This window comes from Planomonospora parontospora (assembly GCA_014647935.1).
GTDB lineage: Bacteria > Actinomycetota > Actinomycetes > Streptosporangiales > Streptosporangiaceae > Planomonospora > Planomonospora parontospora.
Genome location: BMQD01000019.1, coordinates 76233 through 97955, shown reverse-complemented (window position 1 = coordinate 97955; position 21723 = coordinate 76233). Strand labels below are relative to the sequence as shown.

Here is a 21723-nt window from a genome sequence, read left to right as displayed (position 1 = left end):
ATGGACCCCCAGGTGGTGACCGCGAGCGGGCGGGTGCGCGGGCGCTGGACCGGCGGGGTGGCCGAGTTCCTCGGCGTGCCCTACGCCGCGCCCCCCGTCGGCGCGCTGCGCTTCGCGCCCCCGGTCCCCCCGCCGCGCTGGGACGGGGTGCGGTCCTGCCGGACCTGCGGGCCGACCGCCCCCCAGCCGCAGGACGGCGGGGGCGACGTGCCCGAACCTCTCGTCGCGGGCGACGACTTCCTCAACCTCAACGTCCGCACGCCCGACCCCGGGGCCGCCGGGCTGCCGGTGCTGGTGTGGATCCACGGCGGGGCCTTCAACGCGGGCGGCAACGCCGGCCCGTGGTACCGCGGCGCCTCCTTCGCCCGCGACGGCCTGGTGTTCGTCGCGATCAACTACCGCCTGGGCGTGGAGGGGTTCCTGCCGCTGGACGACGCCCCGGCCAACCTCGGCGTGCTCGACTGGATCCGGGCGCTCACCTGGGTCCACGACAACATCGCCGCCTTCGGCGGAGACCCCGGCAACGTGACCGTCGGCGGGCAGTCCGCCGGCGGCCAGGCGAGTGTGACCCTGCTCGCGGCGCCCGCCGCCGCGGGGCTGCTCCACCGCGTGATCGACATGAGCGGCGGATCGGTGACCTGGGAGCCGGTCGAGCCCGCCCGGGAGGCGGCCCGCGCGCTCGCCCGCCGCCTCGGCGTGCCGCCCACCCGCGAGGCGTTCTCGGCGTTCACCCCGGAGGAACTGGCCGCGGCGTACGGCTCGCTCGGCTCGGGCGAGCCGGATCCCGGGCCCCTCGGCGCGGTCTTCGGGCCGGGCCCCAAGGGGTTCAACCCGGTCAACGACGGCGAGACCGTGGTGCGCAGCCCGTACGACATGATCCGCGACGGCTCGGCCCACCCGGCCGCGCTGCTCGTCGGCACCACCCGGGAGGAGTTCAACGCGCTGGTGCGCTCACGGCCCGGTCCCCTCGGCGAGCGGGAGTACGGCGACGCCCTGCGCGCGCTCGGCGCCGGTCCCGACGCCCGGCGGTTCTACGAGGAGCGGCTGCCCGCCGGCCGCGAGGTGCTCGGGCAGATCCTGACCGACCGGCTCTTCCGGGTGCCGGCCCTGCGCCTGGCCCGGGCCTGCGCGGCCGCCGGCAGGTCCGTCCACGCCTACGAGTTCCGCTGGCGCTCGCCCGCGCGCGACGGCACCGTCGGGGCCGGCCACTGCGTGGACCTGCCGTTCGTCTTCGACGACCTGGACGCGGAGGGGGTGGAGCGCCTGTGCGGGCCCGCGCCCCCGCCGGACCTGGCCCGCACCGTGCACGCGGCCTGGACGGGGTTCGCGGCCACCGGCGACCCCGGCTGGCCACCGTACGGCGGGCCCGGCGGACCGGTCCGGATCTTCGACGACCCCGGGCACCTCGCCTGCGACCCGCTCGCCGCCGAGGGACGTCTGTGGCGGGAGCCGTGAGCCCGCCGCGCGGATGATGTCCGCGCGGGGGCCGTGAGCCCGCCGCGCGGGTTCCCGCTCCGCCCGGGACCGCCGCGTGCGGTCCCGGCGCGACCGGAGGCCGGGCCGCGGAGTCATCCGGTGACGAGCGCGCGGACCAGGCCGACCGCCGCGGCGGCGGCGATGAACCAGGCGGTGTTGAGCCTGGTGCGCCACTGCAGGAGCAGGGCCGCCGCGGCCAGGCCGACGGTGAGCGGGTCGACGAACGCCTCGCCCGCCAGCTCGACCGTGACCCCCGCCATCAGCGCCAGCGCCGTCGCGTTGACCCCGTCCAGGAACGCCGAGGACCAGACGCGGTCGCGGATGCGGTCGACGATCCGGGTCAGCAGGGCGACGAAGGCGAACGAGGGCGCGAAGATCGCCACGGTCGCCAGGACCGCACCGGGCAGCCCGGCTATCACGTACCCGAGGAAGGTCGCGGTGGTGAAGACCGGCCCGGGGGTGACCTGCCCGATGGAGACGGCGTCGAGCAGCTGCGTCCGGGTGATCCACCCGAGCCGCTCCGCGAAGTCGCCCTCCAGGAAGGCCAGCAGCACGTAGCCGCTGCCGTACAGCACCGAGCCGATCTTGAGGAAGGTCAGGAAGAGCTGCGCGAGCTGGCCGCCGGACGGGTCGGGGAAGTACGGCCCCGCGGGCAGCAGGGCGATCCCGCCGAGGCCGGTCCGCCCACCGCCCGGCGGGCGGACCGGCGGAGTGCGCACGGCCATGACGAGCACCCCGCCGGCCGCCAGAACCAGGAGCTCGTCCGCCCCGAGCAGGTAGGCCGCGAACGCGGCCGCGGCGACGGCCGCCGTCAGCGGGCCCTTGACCGCGGTCCGCAGCAGGCCGGCCAGGGCCCACACCACGATCGACACGACCACGGGCTTGATCCCGTAGAGCAGTCCCTCGACCGCAGGGGCCTGCCCGTGGCGGACGTACGCCCAGGCCAGGGCGAGCACGATGGCGAACGCCGGGAGGATGAAGCAGACCCCGGCCACGACCAGCCCCTTCCCGCGGGCCCGCTCGTGGCCGAGGTGGATGGCCAGCTCGGTGGAGTTCGGGCCCGGGATGAGGTTGGTCGCGCCCATCAGGTCGACGAAGCGCTCGTCGGAGACCCAGCCGCGCCGCCGTACCAGCTCCTCGCGCATCATCGCGATGTGCGCGGCCGGCCCGCCGAACCCGATCACGCCCAGCTTCAGGAAGACGGAGGCGACCTCGGCGAGCCGCCGGCTCACACGCCGACCCAGCGCTGCATGCGCGTGAGCAGGTCCTCGGCGTCGACCGGCTTGGTCACGTAGTCGGTCGCCCCCGCCGCCAGCGCCTTCTCCCGGTCGCCCTGCATCGCCTTGGCGGTCACCGCGATGATCGGCAGGTCCGCGAATCGCGGCATCTTCCGGATGGCCGCGGTGGCCGCGTAACCGTCCATCTCCGGCATCATGATGTCCATCAGCACCAGGTCGACGTCCTCGTTGCGGGACAGCACCTCGATGCCCTTGCGCCCGTTCTCGGCGTAGAGCACCTGCATGCCGTGCAGCTCGAGGATGTTGGTCAGCGCGAACACGTTGCGGACGTCGTCGTCGACGACCAGGACCTTGCGGGTCGACAGGGCCGTGTCCGGCTCGCCGGGCTCCTGGGGGCGGACGTCCGGGCTGGACTGGACCAGGGGGAGCACGTCGCCGGGCTGCTGCGCCGACAGGTGCAGGGTGATGCGCTCGCGCAGCTCGTCGAGGCTGGGCAGGCGCTCCAGCGGCTGGGTGGCCGAACGCCCCTGGAGCAGGTCCTCCTGCGGGCGCGAGAGCGTGCGGCTGTGGTGGGCGAGCACCGGCACCCCGCGCAGCGCCGGGCTCCGGTCGAGCCCGCGCAGGAACTCCGCCGCGGCGTCCTGCCGCATGCCCAGGTCGAGCACGATGCAGTGGTGGTCCTCCCGGGCCAGCGCCGCCAGGGCGGTGGCCGGGTCGTCCGTGGTGGACACGCGGACCTGCCCGTGCGTCTCGGGCAGGTCCGCCACCACGCTCTCGGCCAGCTGGGACAGGAGCCCGTTGACGCGGGACTCCACGACGAGCAGGCGGCGCACGTCCCCGCCGCCCGGACGCTCGGGCTCCCCGGTGAACCGGGCGGGTTCGGCCGGGGCGCTCGGCGGCGCCGCGGCGGACGCGGAGCCGGAGCGGCCGGCCGCGGCCGCGTTCTCCGGAAGCGGCAGGTAGAGGGTGAAGGTGCTGCCCTTGCCGACGGCGCTGACCGCGCGGATCTCGCCGTTGAATAGCGCGGCGATCTCCCGGCTGATGGACAGTCCCAGCCCGGTCCCGCCGTACCTGCGGCTGGTGGTCCCGTCGGCCTGCTGGAACGCGTCGAAGATCTGCGAGAGGTTCTCCTCGGCGATGCCGATGCCGGTGTCCACCACGTGGAAGACGAGGACCTCCTGGCCCTCCGCGCCCGGCAGCTCCACCTCGGCGGCGCGCTCGATGCGCAGCCCGACCGAGCCCTCCTCGGTGAACTTCACCGCGTTGGACAGCAGGTTCCGCAGCACCTGCCGGAGGCGCTGCTCGTCCACGAGCAGCTCGGCGGGCACGTCGGAGTCGACGGTGACGTCGAACCTGAGGCCCTTCTCCGTGGTCAGCGGGCGGAAGGTCGCCTCGACGTAGTCCAGGAGCTGCCGCAGCGGCAGCGGCTCCAGGCTGAGGTTCATCTTCCCCGCCTCGATCTTGGACAGGTCGAGGATGTCGTTGATCAGCTGGAGCAGGTCGGTGCCGGCCGAATGGATGACGTTGGCGTACTCGACCTGCTTGGCGGTGAGGTTGCGGGTGGGGTTCTGGGCCAGCAGCTGGGCCAGGATGAGCAGCGAGTTGAGCGGGGTGCGGAGCTCATGGCTCATGTTGGCCAGGAACTCGCTCTTGTACTTGGAGGCCAGGGCGAGCTGCTGGGCCCGGTCCTCCAGCTCCTGGCGCGCCTGCTCGATCTCCCGGTTCTTCGTCTCGATGTCGTGGTTCTGCCGGGCCAGCAGCTCCGCCTTGTCCTCCAGCTCGGCGTTGGAGCGCTGCAGCTCCTCCTGGCGGACCTGGAGCTCGGTGGCCAGCCGCTGCGACTCGGTCAGCAGGGCGTCGGTGCGGGCGTTGGCGACGATGGTGTTGACATTGACGCCGATGGTCTCCACCAGCATCCCCAGGAAGGTCCGGTGCACCTGGGTGAAGCGGTTGAGACTGGCCAGCTCGATCACGCCGAGCACCTGGTCCTCGAAGACGATCGGCAGCACGATCAGGTTGACCGGCGCGGCCCCGCCGAGGCTGGAGGAGACGGTGATGTACCCGGCGGAGACGTCCTCGGCGAGGATGGGACGCCGGGCGAGCGCGGCCTGCCCGACCAGCGAGTCGCCGAAGCCGTGGCGGCGGGCGGTCTCCCGGTGGCCGTAGGTCCCGACCACCTGCAGCTCGGGTCCCGCCGGGCCCTCCTCGGCCAGCAGGAACGTGCCGTACTGGGCGGAGACCAGCGGGGCCAGCTCGTTCATCACCAGCTCGGCCACGACGGCCAGGTCCCGGTGGCCCTGCATCAGCCCGGAGATGCGCGCCAGATTGGACTTGAGCCAGTCCTGCTCCTGGTTGGCCAGGGTGGTCTCGCGCAGGGACTTCACCATCGAGTTGATGTTGTCCTTGAGGTCGGCGAGCTCGCCCTCGGCGTCGACGGTGATCGAGCGGGTCAGGTCGCCCGAGGTCACCGCGCTCGTCACCTCGGCGATCGCACGGACCTGGCGGGTCAGGTTGCCCGCCAGCTCGTTGACGTTCTCCGTCAGCCGCTTCCAGGTGCCCGAGACGCCCTCGACCTCGGCCTGGCCGCCCAGCCGGCCCTCGCTGCCGACCTCCCGGGCCACCCGGGTGACCTCCGCGGCGAAGGACGAGAGCTGGTCGACCATCGTGTTGATCGTCGTCTTCAGCGCCAGGATCTCGCCCCGGGCGTCCACGTCGATCTTCTTGTTCAGGTCGCCCTGGGCGACCGCCGTGGTGACCTGGGCGATGGAGCGCACCTGGCTGGTCAGGTTGTCGGCCATCGAGTTGACGTTGTCGGTGAGGTCCTTCCAGGTGCCGGCCACGTTGGGCACGCGGGCCTGGCCGCCCAGCTGCCCCTCGGTGCCGACCTCGCGGGCCACCCGGGTGACCTCGTCGGCGAAGGCGCTGAGCGTGTCGACCATCGTGTTGATGGTCTGCGCCAGCGCGGCGACCTCGCCCTTGGCCTCGACGGTGATCTTCTGCGAGAGGTCGCCGCGGGCGACCGCCGTGGCCACCTGGGCGATGGAGCGCACCTGGCTGGTCAGATTGGAGGCCATGACGTTGACGTTGTCGGTGAGGTCCTTCCAGGTGCCGGAGACCCCGCGGACGGTGGCCTGGCCGCCGAGGTTGCCCTCGGTGCCGACCTCGCGGGCCACCCGGGTGACCTCGTCGGCGAAGGCCGACAACTGGTCGACCATCGTGTTGATGGTCTCCTTCAGCTCCAGGATCTCGCCGCGGGCGTCCACCCGGATCTTCTGCGACAGGTCGCCCTTGGCCACCGCCGTGGTCACCTCGGCGATGCTGCGGACCTGGGCCGTGAGGTTGTCGGCCATCACGTTCACCGACTCGGTGAGCGCCTTCCAGGTGCCGGAGACGCCCTTGACGTCGGCCTGGCCGCCCAGCCGGCCCTCGGTGCCGACCTCGCGGGCCACCCGGGTGACCTCGTCGGCGAAGGAGGAGAGCTGGTCGACCATCGTGTTGATGGTGTTCTTCAGCTCCAGGATCTCGCCGCGCGCCGAGACCGTGATCCGCTGGGAGAGGTCGCCGCGGGCCACGGCCGTGGCCACCTGGGAGATGTTGCGGACCTGGTCGGTGAGGTTGCCCGCCATGTAGTTCACCGAGTCGGTGAGGTCGCGCCAGGTGCCGGAGACGCCCTTGACGTCGGCCTGGCCGCCGAGGTTGCCCTCGGTGCCGACCTCGCGGGCCACCCGGGTGACCTCGTCGGCGAAGGAGGAGAGCTGGTCGACCATCGTGTTGATGGTGTTCTTCAGCTCCAGGATCTCGCCGCGGGCGTCCACGGTGATCTTCTGCGACAGGTCGCCCTTGGCCACCGCGGTGGTGACCTGGGCGATGGAGCGCACCTGGCCGGTGAGGTTGCCCGCCATGGCGTTGACCGAGTCGGTGAGGTCCTTCCAGGTACCCGAGACGCCGGGCACGTCGGCCTGGCCGCCGAGCTGCCCCTCGGTGCCGACCTCGCGGGCGACGCGCGTCACCTCGGAGGTGAACAGGGACAGCTGGTCCACCATGCCGTTGAAGACCGTGGCGATCTCCTGCAGCAGGCCGTCGCCCTCACCGGGCAGGCGGGTGCCGAAGTCGCCGTCGCGCACGGCCGTGAGCCCGGCGAGGAGCCGGCGCAGGTCCAGCTCGTCCACGCCCGAAGCGGTCGCGGTCCCGTTCTTCACGGGACCGTCGGCGATCTCAACCATGTCCACCATCGCTTGTCTCGACCGGCAGGAGGTCAGGCAATGGTAAGGCCGGAACGGTCCGGGCGGGGGCCCGCCCCCGCCTCCCCGGCCCGTTGCCCGGTCCGTTCCCCGGCCCGGGCGCGCCCCCGCCGCGAACCGGCGTAGGCCGCCTCGCGCACCCGCAGGAACGACCTGGGGAAACTCAGCGCCGGATGGCGGTTCAGCATCGGGTCGAAGGCGGCGAACTCCCCGTCCGGGAGCACGGTGTGCAGGCTCAGCCGCGCGAACGGCCGCCGGTAGCCCTCGACGCCGAGGACGAAGTCCAGCGGGGCCGCCGCGACCGACTCCGCGATCTCGTCGGGGTCGGCGGAGCGGGCGCGGCCCCGGTCGGCCGCCACGGCCAGGAACCGGATCCGCCCGGCCGCGTGCCGGTAGGGGATCAGTGTGGAGAAGACCCCGGAGCCGAACCCCGCGCTCGGGAAGGGCAGCCACCGGGGCCAGCCCATCGTGGCCAGCAGCAGGTCGAGGTCGCCGCCGGGCGCCTGGTCGCAGGGGAGCCGGACGGCCAGGCCGAGCACGTCGGGCAGGGCGCCGGGCAGAGAGGCCCCCTTGGAGAGCCGTACCAGGACCTCCCGCTCGCCGGGCTCGTCGAGCACGGGGATGCCGAGGTAGGGGTCGGTGCGGCCGAGGACGCGGAAGGCGGCGTGGAAGAACCGCCCGCGGGTGTGCACCGCGCGGCCGCCGCGCAGCGCCGCCACCCGGCGGAACAGCGAGGGGACAGGGCCGCTCTGATCAGGCGAGGAAGATGTCATGCCCCCCACCTACCCCCGCATCCGGATCGCAGCGGGCCGCTCAGGGATCGTGCGGATCCCGTGACGTCCGCGCCCGCTCCGCCGGGAGAGCGCGGGAGGCCGCGGACCGTGTGACGGGCCGGCGCCCGCCCGCGGGGAGGGCCGGGGTCAGGCCGACGCCCGCAGCACTTCCTCGGCCTGCCGCCGCAGATGGGGCGGGAGACCGGGGACGCGGGCGGTCAGCGCGCGGGCGGCCAGCGCGGCCGAGCTCGACCTCCGGCCGAGCAGGGCGTGCACGCGCGCCGCCCGCAGCAGCGCCGGTCCGCTGCCGGACTCGGCGGCGACCGCGTCCAGCATCTCCTGCTCGGCGGCGTCGAAACGCCCCTGCAGGGCCAGGGCCAGCGCGCGGGCGGCCACCGTGTCCGGCTGCTGGTCCCGGCGGACCCGGTCCAGGTCGCGCAGGGCCTCGGCCGGCCTGCCGAGGTCGGCGTGGATCGCCCCGCGCAGGGCCAGCGCGTCGGCCGGGGGCCGCGCCGCCAGCGCCACGGCCCCGTTGAGGCAGGCGAGCGCGGCGCGCGGCTGCCCCGCGTGCCACAGCGCCTGCCCCAGGGCCAGCCGGGCGGGCAGGTCGTTGGGCGCCCAGGTGAGGGCCCCCTTGAACAGCTCCACGGCCCCGGCGTGATCGCCCTCCGCCAGCCGGAGCCGCCCGCTCCCGGTCAGCACCCGGGCCACCCCGTCGAACTGCTGGAGGCTGGCGAAGGTCTCCGCCGCCTCCTCGAAGCGGCGCCGGGCGCTCTCCGTCTCCCCGCGCGCCGCCTCGGCCGCCCCCAGGATCTCCTGGGCCTCGGCGCGCACCCACGCCTCGCCGAACTCCGAGGCGCGCAGCGCCTCCTCCGCCAGGCGCTGCGCCGTCTCCCAGCGCCGCCCGGCCAGCGCGGCCCGCGCGTCCGCCAGATAGGTGGCGGGCCGCTCCGACCGGCGCACGGTGGCGATCAGCCGGTCGTGCTGCAGCTCGTACCAGCGGATGCCGAGCCGGTGCTCCCCCTTGAGGAGGTGCTGGTCCTCCAGGGCCCTGGCCACGGCGTTCGGCATGCCCGCCGTCTCGTGGAGCCCCTCGTAGACCGTGTTGCGCGTGCCGTGCTCGGTGATGAAGGCGTTGCGCAGCCAGAACTGGATCTCCGTGGCCGGGATGCCGTGCTCGGCCGCGACCCGGGCGAGCGCGCGCCGGCAGAAACCGGTCAGGAACCGGTCGACGTCGGCGTGCAGGCGCACGTGCTCCACGGTGATCTCGCTGAGGTCCGGGGGCAGCGCATCCCACAGCGCGGAGCAGACGACCTGGAGCTGGACCGGTTCGACCGACTCCAACGCCAGCGTGGTCGCCCGGCCCTCGGCGTCGGAGACCTCGACGGTGCGCAGGTCGTCGACGAGCAGCTCCGCGGCGCCGGGGGCGAAGCCGCGGCCGGTGCCCTCCAGCGGCCCGGTCACCGCGTCGAGCGCGGTGGCGCGGGCGAGCGGCCGCAGGTGGAACCGGGCCCGCGAACCGCGGCCGAGCGGCCGCTCGTGGGGCAGTACGGCGGCCAGGTGTTCCTCGCGCAACGACAGCAGCAGATGGAGGCCGTCGTGCTCCTCCACCGCCTGTGCCAGCTGGGCCAGGAGCTCGGTCCGGTCGGCCTCCTGGTGAGCGGGGCCGCTGAACAGCTCCTCGGCCTGGTCGACGGCGACCAGCACCGGCACCGGGTCGCCGTACCGGTCGTGCCGCTCCGGGCGCCGGGCCAGGAACTCCGCGACCGTCAGCCCGGCGAGCGCCGACAGCGGCTCGTCCGGTGCCCAGGCCGACAGCAGCGCCAGGACGTGCAGGCCCGCCCCGGCCCGCGCGGGCGGTGCGGCGATCCCGCGCGGCGAGACACGCGCGACCGGCAGCACGTCGGCGCGCTCGGCCTCGATACGGGGCAGCACCCCCGCGTGGAGCAGGGAGGTCTTGCCGACGCCGGACGTGCCGTACAGCACGGTGAGCCCGGTCGCCTGCCAGATGGTGGCGATCTCGCGGGCCTCCCGCTCCCGGCCGAAGAACAGATCGTGCTCGCTCTTGCGGTAGGGACGCAGGCCCACGTACGGCCCGGCCGCTCCGCCGTCTCCGCGTGCCGCGGTCTCCATGGCGCTCACCCCATTCTCCGGCGGAGCTCCTCGCAGAACTCCGCCGCGGTGCCGAGGAAGATCGAGATGTTCCAGCCGTTGAGGTAGTGGACGAGGTAGCGCTTGGCCTTGTCCACCGCGTCGCCCGCCGAGTCGTTGACCTCGGGCATCAGCTGCACGCTCACGTGCCGGCGCTTGTTGCTGCGCGGGGTGCTCCGGGCCAGGCCGTGGAAGAGCACCCGGAACGTCCAGTCCTGCAGGCTGTAGCCGATGAAAAGCAGCGGCCGGTGGGTCATCGCCTCCAGGACGGGCGTGGGGAGCGGATGCCTGCCGTCGCCCGCGGAGGCGTCCACCATGTTCACGAGGTAGGACAGGTAGTCGGCCTCGGTCAGCACCAGCGAGGCGGGATGCGACCAGGTCCCGTGCAGGTGGTAGACGAGGGGCCGCTCGGCCGTGGGCTCCGGCAGCGCGGGGACGTCGGCCGGGTTGGCGTCCCACCAGGGGGAGACGGCGCTGCGCGGCTCCTTGCCCGCGGCCCGCAGCGCCTCGTGCAGGAAGTTGTCGTAGTTGGTGGTGAGGAACACCCTGAGCGGGAACCCGGCCAGCAGTGCGTGCGGATCGGTGGGGTCGCCGGGGAGCGGACGCCCGTGCGACTGGAGGAGCCGGCAGACCTCGTCCTTGAGGTCCACCGGATCGCGCACCACCGCCTCGACGTACTGCATCACGCGGGCGAGATTGTGCGCGTCGGCGAAAGGATAACCGTAACGGGCGGCGTATTCGCGGCTCAATGCGGTGCCGGTGGGAAGGGTCCGGCAGGCACCGGCGCCGAGGAAGGGCGTGCAGTCACCCCTGCGGAGCTGGTTTATCAGCCGTTGCCAGTCCGCATCGTCCACTGCGCCGCCCTGAGTGTTGGGAAAAGACCCCCTGTGACATTTTATGTCCCACAAAGATGGCGCCGAAGTCAAGATCTTTTATATGGACGACTGGAATCCCGCCACCGGTCCGGTGTTCTCATCGTCGGCTAGGAGCCGCAATGCGTGGTCAAGACTGGATTCGCCCATCTCGTCGAGATCGTGGAGGTCGAGTCCGCTCACGTCGATCAGGCCGGCGCCGTACTCGGTTGTGCTGTCGGCAACTTCTTCGCTCACGCGGACTCCTTGCATCAACGTACTGGTGCCAATGACGGTCCGGTGCGCGTCCGTGCCCGTCCGCGCTTCCCGTGACATCCATATCCTTCCATGCCCGACGGCCGTTTCTAACGCGGGGCGGAGGCTGTTTACGGCCTGGCGGGATCGATGGTTCCGTATGGACGGCCTCGCACCGGGGCGCCGGCCATGGGACGCTGACTTCGGCGTGTATGCATCTGCGCCGACTGAATCCCTAGGCTGGTCTCAGGCCGGGCGAGCGGAGGCTGTGGTATGTCGATTTCTGCAGGTTCGGATATCCCTGGAGCATTGGGACGTCAGCCTCTGGTGTGGGGCAAAGTGCCACAGAGGAATAAGAACTTCACCGGACGCGGTGAACTGCTCGACAAACTGCACGACAGCGTCACCTCCGATGTGACGGCGGTGGTTCCGCACGCCCTGCACGGCTTCGGCGGCGTCGGCAAGACCCACGTCGCGATCGAGTACGCCTACCGCTACCGGCACGAGTACGACCTGGTCTGGTGGATCCCGGCGGACCAGCCGATGCTGGTGCGCTCCTCGCTGGCCGGCCTCGCGCCGCACCTCGGCCTGCCGCCCTCCAGCGCGGCGGGCATCGAGGACGCGTCGGCGGCGGTGCTGGACGCGCTGCGCCGCGGCGAGCCGTACGCCAAGTGGCTGCTCATCTTCGACAACGCCGAGCAGCCGGAGGACATCAACGACATCGTCCCGCGCGGCCCGGGACACGTCCTGATCACTTCGCGCAACCACGCCTGGCAGGGGGTCGTCGATACCATTCCCGTCGACGTCTTCAGCCGGACGGAGAGCATCGAGTTCCTGCGCAAGCGGGTGCTCAAGGGCATCAACCCCCAGGACGCGAGCCGGCTGGCACAGGAGCTCGGCGACCTGCCCCTGGCGCTGGAGCAGGCGGGGGCCCTGCACGCGGAGACGGGCATGTCGGTGGAGGAGTACCTCCGGCTGCTGAAGGAGCAGACGACCCAACTGCTCGACGCCAACAAGCCGTCCGACTACCCGCTCTCCATGACCGCCGCCTGGGCGCTGTCGGTCTCGCAGCTCGAGGCGAAGATGCCCGAGGCAGTGGAGCTGCTGCGGTGCTGCGCCTTCTTCGGGCCCGAGCCCATCCCCCGGGACGTGTTCGGCAGGCTCGACGAGGAGAGGACGGCCCGGTCGCGGCTGGGCAGGCTGCTGGCCAACCCGATCCTGCTGAGCAAGGCGATCCGTGAACTGGGCCGCTACGCCCTCGTGCGCATCGACTCGGGCAGCCGGACCATCCAGGTGCACCGCCTGGTCCAGGCGCTCCTGCGCGAGGACGTGGGTGAGGAGAACCGGCAGGGATTCCGGGAGGAGGTGCACCTGCTGCTCGCCGCGGCCGCGCCCGACCGCCCCGACGACACCGAGAACTGGCCCCTCTACGCCGAACTGCTCGGCCACGTGACTCCCGCGCAGGTGAAGACGGCGGCGGACCCCGCCGTGCGGCGCTTCGCCCTCGACACCGTGCGCTACCTCTACTCCTCCGGCGACTACCCGTCGGCCCGCGACCTCGCGCAGGAGTTCCTGGAGGAATGGCGGGCCACGGGGGAGTCCGATCCCTGGGTGCTCTCCGCGCAGCGGCACCTCGGCATCGTCCTGCGCGAGCTCGGCGACTACGCGGAGGCCTTCGCGCTCAACCAGAGGACCCTCCAGTTGATGAGGACGTCCCTCGGACCGGAGCACGAGGAGACCCTGCTGCTCACCAACAGCCACGGTGCCGACTTCCGGACGCGGGGCGACTTCACCGCCGCGCTCGAGCATGACCGGGAGTCCCTGCACCGGCACCGGGAGAAGTTCGGCCCGAAGAGCTCCCGGACGCTGCGGGCGCTGAACAACCTCGCCGTCGACTACCTGCTGGTCGGCGACTACGAGCGCGCCTTCGACCTGCAGAACGAGGCGTTCACCGAGCAGCGGCGCAGCCCGAACTCCAGCAAGGTCGAGGAGCTCAGCTCGTGGAACGGCCTGGCCCGGATCGTGCGGCTCCGGGGCGAGTACTTCGAGGCCTGCGACCTCGGAGAGGACGCCTACGAGTTCGGGGTCCAGGCACTGGGCGCCGACCACCCCTGGACCCTGCGAACGGCCAAGGACCTGTCCATCGCCAAACGCCGGGCCGGGCTCATCGAGGAGGCCTTCGAGATCGCGCAGCGGACGTTCGAGAGGGTGGAGCGCGTCTTCGGCCGCGACCATCCCGACACGCTCGCGGCCGCCCTATGCATGGCCAACACGCTGCGCGCGATGGGAGGGACCGTCGAGGCGCTGGAGCTGCTGCGGGACACCGCCCGCCGCTACCCGCGGATCTTCGGGGAGAACCACCCCTTCAGGTACGGCTGCGACATGAACCGCGCCCTGTTGCTGCGGGTCAACGGCGACGTCGAGGAGGCCTGCCGACTCGACCGGGAGTCCCTCGAGGGCCTCGACCGCCGGCTCGGCCGTGACCACCACTACTCGCTCACCTGCGCCATCAACCTGGTCAGCGACCTGGCGACCCTGGGGGACGGGGAGGAGGCCAGGGTGTTCGGCGCGGACACGCTCGGCAGGCTGCGCAACCTCCTGGGTGAGGACCACCCGCTGACGCTGGCCTCGGCGGCGAACCTGGTGGTGGACCTGCGCGCCGCGGGGGAGGAGGGGGAGGCTGGCGCCCTGGCGGCGGACACCTTCGACCGCTACCGCAGGGTGCTGGGCGAGGACCACCCCGACGTGCGGGTCGCGAGGGCGGGCGAGCGGCTCGACTTCGACTTCGACCCGCCCGCCCTCTGACCGCCGGCCGGGGGTCAGCCGTTGCGCTCGAGCCAGAGGGCCCGGTGCCGGTCCGCGCGCTCGCGGCCGAGCGCGCGGGCTCCGGCCGGAACCGGTTCCCGCGACCACCGGTCGAGGCGCCGCGCCATCGTGGAGACGAAGACCTCTCCAGGTGGGGTCAGCCTCCCGCTGCTAAGCAGGGTCGCGGTGACCAGGCGCGCGGCCTCGCACCACCGGGAGAACTCCGCTCCGGCCTCCAGCGCGGCCGCACCGCTCTCGAGGCGGCGCTGGCGCCGCCAGAAGCCGGTCACCCCCACGTAGGCGTAGGCCCCCTGCAGCAGACCCGGGACGGGACGGGGGTCCGGCCGCCAGGGGGCGTAGTGGCGGGAGCCGTCGTCGGGCTCGGTCAGGGGCACGATGTCGAGCAGGGCCGAGAGCTTGGCGTGCTGCGTCTCGTGGGTGAGGGTGACCGCGAACGTGATGGCGTCCGGCGGGGTGGACAGCGCCACGCAGCCGAAGGTCTCCCGGGAGGAGGCGCTCGACTGCCCCTGGGGCGGAGCCGCCAGGGGGGTGAGCACCGAGATGGCGGTGCCCACCTCCTCGGCGACGGCCCGGTGGTGGCGCACGAGCAGGCTCCACGCCCCGTCCAGGCCCGCCTGCCAGCGCCCAGCCTCGGCGGGGGTGAGCCGCCCGCCCATGTTCGCCGTACCCGGCATGCGGTAGGGGTCGAGATCGTCGACGACGACGCGGAACGGCGCGCCGTCCGACTCCGCCGACAGGCTGCGCAGCCCCCTCCAGGCGGGGGCGTCCGACCCCGGGTCGCGGGGGACCCGCACGGCGAGGTTGCCGCCCATGATGTCCGCGCCGTCGGCGAAGCACTGGACCGTCGCCTCCGAGACGGTGGGGGACAGGACCGCCTGCCCCAGTGAGGGCAGGGTGACCACGCCCTCCGCCGCGGGCACGTCGATCTCGCAGACCGTGCCGGACCGGATCGCCGCGGCGGCCGCGAGAGCCGCGAGCTGCGCCGGCGTCGCCCGGTCGTCCCCGGCCCTGAGCGCCATGACCGTGTGCCGGGACCAGGCGCCCACCGACGGATGGCGCAGGACCGCGTCGACGGCGCCGGGGTGGTCACGCTGGATGACGGCGAGCAGGTCGTAGGCACGGCGGGCGAGGGCGGCCTGCGGATGGCCGGTGACCCGCGCCGTCTCCATCACGCCGCGGACGAGGAGCACGTGCTTGCTGCGCTGGGCGGCGGCGAGCTGGGCGACCGCGCCGGCACCGCCGCCGCCCGCGGCCAGCTCCGAGAACATCTTGGCCGGGATGCGGTGCTCGCGCAGTTTCATGGGCGTTCCTTGGTCCGTGCCGACGGGTCGGCCTCGACGGTGTGCTCGGATCCGTGCCGACAGGTCGGCTTCGACGGTGTGCTTGACGTGCTCGATGAGGCGGAGGAGGTCGGGACAGTAGACCGAGGGGTTGGCGAACCCGTGGCCCTCCCGGTAGCGGTGGGCGTACAGCCCGCCGCCGCAGACCCGGCCGACGGGACAGCGGCGGCAGGCGGCGGACAGGGCCAGCTCGCCGATCTGGCGGGCCGCGACGGCGGGCAGGAGCAGGACGTCGTCGAAGGAGTCCCGCGCCACGTGCAGTCCGGTCTCGGGCGCCCCCTGGTAGGCCGACTTCAGGAAGTCGGACTGCTCGATGCCGCCGTCGGTCTCCACCACCACCATGGCCGCGGGGGACAGGCCCACCGCCTCGCTCGCCGACGCGCCGCCGAGGAGGAGATGGATGATCTCACCGAACAGCCGGATCCGGGTGGGCTGCCGGGGGGAGCGGTACCAGCGGTCGAAGACCGGGATCAACCAGTCGGCGTACGGCGTGGCACTCGTCCGCGGATCGCGGCCCGGAGGAGGAGCCGACCAGTTGCCGTGCGGGAGCAGGAAGTCGACGGCGGGCGGGTCGAACTCCAGAAGCGCCTCGTAGGCGCCCAGCGGATCGTTCCTGAGGTCGACGGTGCACAGCAGGCCGCCGAAGAGGTGCCGGTAGGCGGGTGAGGTGAGCAGGCCGAGGGCCTTCACGACCGCGGCGTGGCTGCCCTGCCCGTTCGCGCGCCGGCGGCTGCGGTCGTGCATCGCCTCGTCGCCGTCGAGGCTGACCCCGACGCGTACGTCCAGTTCGTCGAAGAGGTCGAGGTAGCCGTGGTCGAGCAGGGTGGCGTTGGTCTGCAGCGTGACCCGGACGTGCGTGCCGCCGCCGACCGCGGAGCGGATCCGGGTGACGAGGTCGCGGATGGCCTCCCGCCCGGCGAGCAGGGGCTCGCCGCCGTGCAGGACGACCTCGATCTCACCGAGACCGTGGGCGCGGGTGTGCTCTGCGATCCGCGCGGCCGTGGCGGCGAAGGTCTCCGGCGCCATCCGCTTCGGGCGGCCGCGCCAGCTGGTGTCGGCCATCTCGTACATGTAGCAGTACGCGCAGGCCAGGTCGCAGCGGCTGTGGATCTTCAGGATGAACTGCCGGAACGGAGTCGGCCGCCAGCCTCCGGCCATCAGTTCCCCGACGTCGAGGGTCGACGGCCACTCGTGCACCGCTGATCAGCCTCCGAGTTGAGACCACATTACGTAGCGCAGGATAGGGGAACGACATCCGTATCGCAGGGGGAAATCGGTCGGCGGCGGGTGCGCGCTCCGTAACGATTCCGGCGCCCGCGGATTGAAATCTTGACTATCGATCAGAAGTCAGGCGAAATGGTAAATGGCGCAAGAGAGGTGTGCCGCGGTTGCCAAAAGAACCCAAAACCGAAAATCTGCCACCCGAAAACATGTTTCCAGCAATGCTCGACGTGGACGGATTGCTGGCTTCGGGATGGCGGCCGTCGGCCTTCCAGCAGTTCATCCTGAAGATCCACAGTCGCTGCGACCTGGCCTGCGCGTACTGCTACATGTACGAGATGGCGGACCAGTCGTGGAAGGCCCAGCCGCGCCGCATGTCGGAGGCGATCGCCGACCGCGCGGCGCTGCGCATCGCCGAGCACGCGCTGGACCACGACCTCGCCGAGGTGGAGGTGATCCTGCACGGCGGGGAGCCGCTCCTGGCCGGATCGGAGTTCATCTCCCACGCCGTGCACGTGATCAGAGCGGCGGCCGCCGACGTCGGGACGCGGGCCCACATCGCGGTGCAGACCAACGGGGTGCGGCTCGACGAGGCCTTCCTGCGGCTGTTCGACGCCCTGGAGATCCGGGTGGGCGTGAGCCTGGACGGCGACGAGGAGGCCCACGACCGCCACCGGCGCTTCGCCGGGGGGCGGGGGAGCCACGAGGCGGTCTCCCGCTCCCTCCGAGGGCTCGCCTTCGGCCGCTTCCACCACCTCTTCAGCGGCCTGCTCTGCACGATCGACGTCCGGAACGACCCCGTGGCCACCTACGAGGCGTTGCTCGCCTTCGATCCGCCCGCCGTCGACTTCCTGCTCCCGCACGGCAACTGGTCGGCGCCGCCGCCCTTCCGCGATCCGGAGTCGGCCGCCACGCCGTACGCCGACTGGCTGATCCCGATCTTCGACCGCTGGTACGGCGCCCCCGCCGAGGAGACGGAGATCCGGCTGTTCACCGAGATCATGCGGCTGCTGACCGGACGGCCCTCGCGGACCGAGACGGTCGGGCTCTCACCGGTGCGGATGGCAGTCGTCGAGACGGACGGCAGCATCGAGCAGTCGGACATCCTCAAGTCCAGCTACCACGGCGCCACCGCGACCCGCATGCACGTCCTGCGGAACTCCTTCGACGAGGTGCTCGCCCACCCGGCCATAGCGGCCCGCCAGATCGGCGAGCTCGCTCTGGCGAAGACCTGCCTCGAATGCGACCTCGCCCGGGTCTGCGGCGGCGGGCTCTACGCGCACCGCTACAACACCGGCACCGGGTTCCTCGCGCCCTCGGTCTACTGTCCCGACCTCTACCGGCTCATCACCCACATCCACGCCACACTTGCCCGGGACGTCGCCCTGCTGAAGGGAAGCAGATGAGACTCTTCACCCGGCCGCTCTCCGGGACGGCCCTGGCGGAACTGGCGGCGGGAGGGGGCGGGGCCGCAGCCGTGCGCGAACTGGCGGCGGCGCAGCGCCTGAAGAACCTGCTGCTGCTGCGCGGGGTCGTCGAGGAGGCGGCGGCGGCCCGGCACCCCCATGCCGAACTGGCGGCCGAGGCCTACGGGCTCCTGTCGGACATGGAGAACCGCGCGGCGGACCGGGTCGGGCGGGTGCTGCTCCACCCGGCGGCGGGGGCGTGGGCGTGGCGGACCTACCGGTCGCTGAGCCGGCGGACCGGTGAGGAGGATCCCGGGAGGCTGGGCGCGCTGGCGCTGTCGGCCGCGATCGGATCGCAGACCGCGTGCGAGCTCCGGCTTCCCGTCGCGGGCAGGGACGTCATGCTGCCGTCCCTGGGCCTGCTCACCCTGCCCGCCGGGCTCGGGGAGGTGGCCGACGTCGCCGTGCGGCCGGACGGCACCGGTACCGGCGGCACCGGGGACGGCGACGGAGCCGAACTCCGCTTCGGCCGGTTCACGGTCCGGGCCGACCCCCTCCGGGACGGACCGGGCTGGCAGGCGCTGCACCGGCTGGCGGTGCGGCCGGGACTCAGCCTGGTCGTCGACGACCTGGACCCGTACCGGTGGGCGGTGGCCGACGTCGTCGAGCCGAGGCTGAGCGCGGAGCGGCGCCGCTGGTGGCAGTCGTGCCTGCGGGACGCCTGGCGCATCCTGACGGCCCACCACGGCACCGTCGCCGAGGAGGTCGCCGCCGCGACCCGCGTCCTCACCCCGATCCAGGCGCCCGCCTCCGGCCAGAACAGCGCGACGTCCCGGGAGACGTTCGGGACGATGGCGCTCTCGGAGCCCCGCCACGGGCTCGGATTCGCGGAGACCTTCGCCCACGAGGTCCAGCACGCCAAGCTGACCGCCCTGACCGACATGGTCGACCTCACGCTGCCGGACGACGGGCAGCGCCACTACGCGCCCTGGCGGCCCGACCCGCGGCCGGTCTACGGGCTGCTGCAGGGCGCCTACGCCTACCTCGGCGTGGCGGGGTTCTGGCAGCGGCAGCGGCGGTTCGAGAGCGGGGAGGCGGGCTTCCGGGCCCAGGTGGAGTTCGCGCGCTGGCGGGAGGGCGCCCACCTCGTCACCGGCACGCTCCAAGCCAGCGGGTGCCTGACCGAGCAGGGGCAGGAGTTCGTCGCCGTGATGAGGGGAACGCTGGAGCGGCTCCTCGCCCAACCGGTGGACCCCGCGGCGGCGGCGCAGGCGCACCGCGAGGCCGACCGGCACCGCGAGGAGTGGACCAGGCGGAACACCTGACCGCGGTGCCCGGTCAGATCGGCGGCGGGTCGAAGTCGGTGTCGATGCGCAGGCCGGCGACCGCCGCCAGGATGTCGGGCTGGACCGACGACAGCGGGCTGTGCTCGTAGCGCTCCAGGGTCTCGGTCCGGAGCCGCTCCGCCTCCTTCTCCGCGCCGGCGGCCCGCAGGTCGAGCGAGAGGTTGGCGGCGCACAGCAGCGAGAGGTAGTGCTCCTCGCCGAAGAGCGCGTGGAGTCGTCCGAGGGTGTCCTCACCGAGCTCCCGCGCCCCGGCGGTCTCACCCAGCAGCGCGAGGTCCGTCGCGAGGTTGACGGCGCAGGCCAGTGAGTAGTTGTGCGTCCGGCCGACCGTGGCGGTCAGCCTCTCCAGGGCCGCCTCGTCGACGGCCCGGGCGGTCTCGGCGTCCCCGCGCAGCCGGTACAGGATCGCGAGGTTGCTCCGGCAGGCCTGGGTGTACGGGTGGTCCTCGCCGTAGACCCGGGGATAGCGGAGCACGGTCTCATGCGCGACGGCGAACGCCTCGTCGAGCTCACCGGTCGTGCGCAGGACGTTGGAGAGGTTGACCGCCGCGGCCATGGTGTCGGGGTGCTCGTCGCCGAAGAGCCGCTGGAACCGCGCGTGCGCGTCGCGCGCCATGTCCAGCGCCTCGGCGAGGTCGCCGGCCCGGCGCCGGGCGATGGACAGGTCCTTGGCGGTGAGCAGGGTGACGGGATGGTCGGGGCCCAGTTCCTGCACCCCGTAGGCGTGCGCCTCGTCACCCAGGTCGCACGCCTCGGCGTAGTCTCCGCAGAGCCGCACGACGCGGGCCAGGCCGTTCCACGACAGCAGGAGGGAGGACTTGCTGATCCCCTGGGTAGCGTCGCTCTGCTCCAGGTAGGTCTCCTGCTGCAGCCTCCGAGCGAGCATGTAGTCGCTGGTGAGGCCGTAGTCGAGGGCGAGGTTGTTCATCACGCGCAGAGTGGACGGGTGGGCCGGCCCCAAGGCCTGCTCGTGGGCCTGCCGGGACTCCTCGTCGAGCTCGCGGGCCCTCATGAACTCCCCCCGGGCGCGCAGGGCGGCGCCGAAGGTGTTGGTCATCGACAGTGTCTCCGGATGCTGCGGCCCGAGGACCTCGCGCATGAGCTCCAGGGTCTCCCTGCCGAGCTCGTAGTCCTCGGCGTACCGGCCGAGCCCGCGCAGCACGTTGCCCAGGTGCTTGCGCGCGACCAGCACGTCCGGGTGCCGGGGCCCGCTGTTCTCGGACCACCTGCCGATGAAGTCCTCCGAGAAGGTGAGGGCCGACTGGTAGTTGCCCGCCTGGTACAGGTAGCGGACGATGTTCAGGGCGAACCTGCGCACGACGGGCTCGGTGCTCTCGGCGAGCTCCGAAGGGGCGACGTGGCCCACCAGTTCCTCGAACAGGCGCCATCTCGCGCTGTCGTCCGGATCGGCCGGTGCGCCGCCGGCCAGCAGCAGGTGGACCTCCCGCCGCGCCGTCCGCTGCTCCTCACCGGACAGGCCGTCGCGCAGGAGCGCCTGAACGAGGCGGTGGACCTGGATGGTGCGTGTCTCGGGCTCGATCCTGGCGAGGGCGAAACGCCGCAGCTCGCTCAGGGCCTTGGTCAGCATGATGGGGTCGGACAGGATCGCGCTCAGCAGCGGATCGGCCTTCTCCCCGGTGCCGCGGCCGATGGTCCTGCCGCCCCGGCGGAAGATGTCACGGGGGATGGGCTCGGGGCCGAAGAACGCGCAGCACCGCAGGATCCTGACCGCCTCGGGGAGCCGGTCCTGCAGCATGGAGACCGAGACCTGCCAGGCGGCCGTCATCGACAGGGGGTAGCCCGACGCCTTGTTCGCGCCGAGCAGCCGGCCGGCCTGCTCCTCGAGCTGCTCGATGTACTCGTCGACCGACATGCCGGTCTCGTACTGGAGCGCCCCGGCCTGCTCCAGCGCGAGCGGCAGGTCGCCGAGCTTCTCCGCGAGCCGGGAGGCGTCCTGGTCCGAGATCTCCCGCCGCAGCCGCCTGCGGAGGAACTCCACGCTCTCCTCGCGCTCGAACACGTCGACCTGGAGCGTCTCGAAACGGTCCTCCCAGTCGGGGTTGCGCGAAGTGATCAGCACGTGCCCGGGCCCGAGCGGGATGAACTCCTCGATCCTGGCGGGGTCCTCGGCGTTGTCGAAGATCAGCAGCCAGCGGCGGTACGGCTCGCCGCTCTGCAGCGCCCGGCGCACCGCCTCGGCCGCCTCCTCGACACCGGTGGTCGCGGCGCTGGGCAGGCCGAGGTGGGGCGCCATCATGGCCAGCGCCGACGGCACCAGGACGCGCTGGTCGGCGGGGATCCACCAGACCAGGTCGTAGTGGGACCGGTAGCGCCAGGCGTACTCGATGGCCAGATGGGTCTTGCCGACGCCGCCCAGGCCCTGGAGCGCCTGAGGCTGGGGGACGACGGCGGTCACGGTGCTGATGCCCCGGCGTAGCCGGGTGAGGAGCTCCTCGCGGCCGGTGAAGTTCCTGTTGCGCGGCGGCACCTTCTCCCAGACCTCAGGCGATCGCTCGGGCACCGCGTTCACCGTGTGAGAAAGCTCCGCCACCTGAGGCCTCCACCCTGTGAGCCGAAACAATCCTGTGGTCATCCTAAA

The 21723-nt window shown here is 72.7% G+C and carries 12 protein-coding genes; 4 read left to right on the top strand and 8 right to left on the bottom strand.

Annotated features, from left to right (window positions below):
- Complete coding sequence (locus IEZ07_RS26365) at positions 1 to 1455, top strand: carboxylesterase/lipase family protein (protein ID WP_191897210.1); 1455 nt, start codon at positions 1 to 3, stop codon at positions 1453 to 1455.
- A 113-nt stretch (positions 1456 to 1568) separates the two neighbouring features.
- Here IEZ07_RS26365 and chrA read toward each other — a convergent pair whose 3' ends face one another.
- The 6 genes from chrA to fxsA all read right to left on the bottom strand — a co-directional run bounded on the left by chrA (position 1569) and on the right by fxsA (position 10988).
- Entirely contained in the window at positions 1569 to 2708 is a 1140-nt protein-coding gene (gene chrA, locus IEZ07_RS26360; protein ID WP_191897209.1) for a chromate efflux transporter, read from the bottom strand.
- Positions 2705 to 6946, bottom strand: a complete 4242-nt coding sequence (locus IEZ07_RS26355; RefSeq protein WP_444980677.1) for a HAMP domain-containing protein — start codon at positions 6944 to 6946, stop codon at positions 2705 to 2707. The genes chrA and IEZ07_RS26355 overlap by 4 nt, the downstream gene beginning before the upstream one ends.
- Positions 6947 to 6969: 23 nt before the next feature.
- Complete coding sequence (locus IEZ07_RS26350; RefSeq protein ID WP_191897208.1) at positions 6970 to 7728, bottom strand: hypothetical protein; 759 nt, start codon at positions 7726 to 7728, stop codon at positions 6970 to 6972.
- A gap of 147 nt (positions 7729 to 7875) precedes the next feature.
- On the bottom strand, positions 7876 to 9861 hold the full coding sequence (locus IEZ07_RS26345) for a tetratricopeptide repeat protein (protein WP_239320649.1): 1986 nt from the start codon (positions 9859 to 9861) through the stop codon (positions 7876 to 7878).
- Between the two features lie 5 nt (positions 9862 to 9866).
- Positions 9867 to 10628 carry an SIR2 family NAD-dependent protein deacylase gene (locus IEZ07_RS26340; protein WP_191897206.1) on the bottom strand — a complete coding sequence of 254 codons (762 nt, stop codon included), beginning with the start codon at positions 10626 to 10628 and terminating at the stop codon, positions 9867 to 9869.
- Between the two features lie 183 nt (positions 10629 to 10811).
- Positions 10812 to 10988 (bottom strand): FxSxx-COOH cyclophane-containing RiPP peptide, encoded by a 177-nt coding sequence (fxsA, locus tag IEZ07_RS26335; RefSeq protein ID WP_239320619.1) that lies wholly within the window; start codon positions 10986 to 10988, stop codon positions 10812 to 10814.
- A gap of 336 nt (positions 10989 to 11324) precedes the next feature.
- Here fxsA and fxsT (IEZ07_RS26330) point away from each other — a divergent pair, with 336 nt between their 5' ends.
- Positions 11325 to 13790 (top strand): FxSxx-COOH system tetratricopeptide repeat protein, encoded by a 2466-nt coding sequence (gene fxsT / locus IEZ07_RS26330; protein WP_239320622.1) that lies wholly within the window; start codon positions 11325 to 11327, stop codon positions 13788 to 13790.
- A 14-nt stretch (positions 13791 to 13804) separates the two neighbouring features.
- On the opposite strand, the gene IEZ07_RS26325 is transcribed toward fxsT (IEZ07_RS26330), so the two are convergent.
- Positions 13805 to 16348: an FxsB family cyclophane-forming radical SAM/SPASM peptide maturase gene (locus IEZ07_RS26325; protein WP_191897204.1), complete on the bottom strand. Its 2544-nt coding sequence runs from the start codon at positions 16346 to 16348 to the stop codon at positions 13805 to 13807.
- Between the two features lie 245 nt (positions 16349 to 16593).
- On the opposite strand from IEZ07_RS26325, the gene IEZ07_RS26320 reads away from it, so the two are divergent.
- Together IEZ07_RS26320 and IEZ07_RS26315 are read left to right on the top strand one after the other, a co-directional pair.
- Positions 16594 to 17778 carry an FxsB family cyclophane-forming radical SAM/SPASM peptide maturase gene (locus IEZ07_RS26320; protein ID WP_239320625.1) on the top strand — a complete coding sequence of 395 codons (1185 nt, stop codon included), beginning with the start codon at positions 16594 to 16596 and terminating at the stop codon, positions 17776 to 17778.
- Positions 17775 to 19103 (top strand): HEXXH motif domain-containing protein, encoded by a 1329-nt coding sequence (locus tag IEZ07_RS26315; RefSeq protein WP_191897202.1) that lies wholly within the window; start codon positions 17775 to 17777, stop codon positions 19101 to 19103. The genes IEZ07_RS26320 and IEZ07_RS26315 overlap by 4 nt, the downstream gene beginning before the upstream one ends.
- A gap of 13 nt (positions 19104 to 19116) precedes the next feature.
- On the opposite strand, the gene fxsT (IEZ07_RS26310) is transcribed toward IEZ07_RS26315, so the two are convergent.
- Complete coding sequence (gene fxsT / locus IEZ07_RS26310) at positions 19117 to 21675, bottom strand: FxSxx-COOH system tetratricopeptide repeat protein (protein WP_301549353.1); 2559 nt, start codon at positions 21673 to 21675, stop codon at positions 19117 to 19119.
- Positions 21676 to 21723 lie beyond the last annotated feature (48 nt).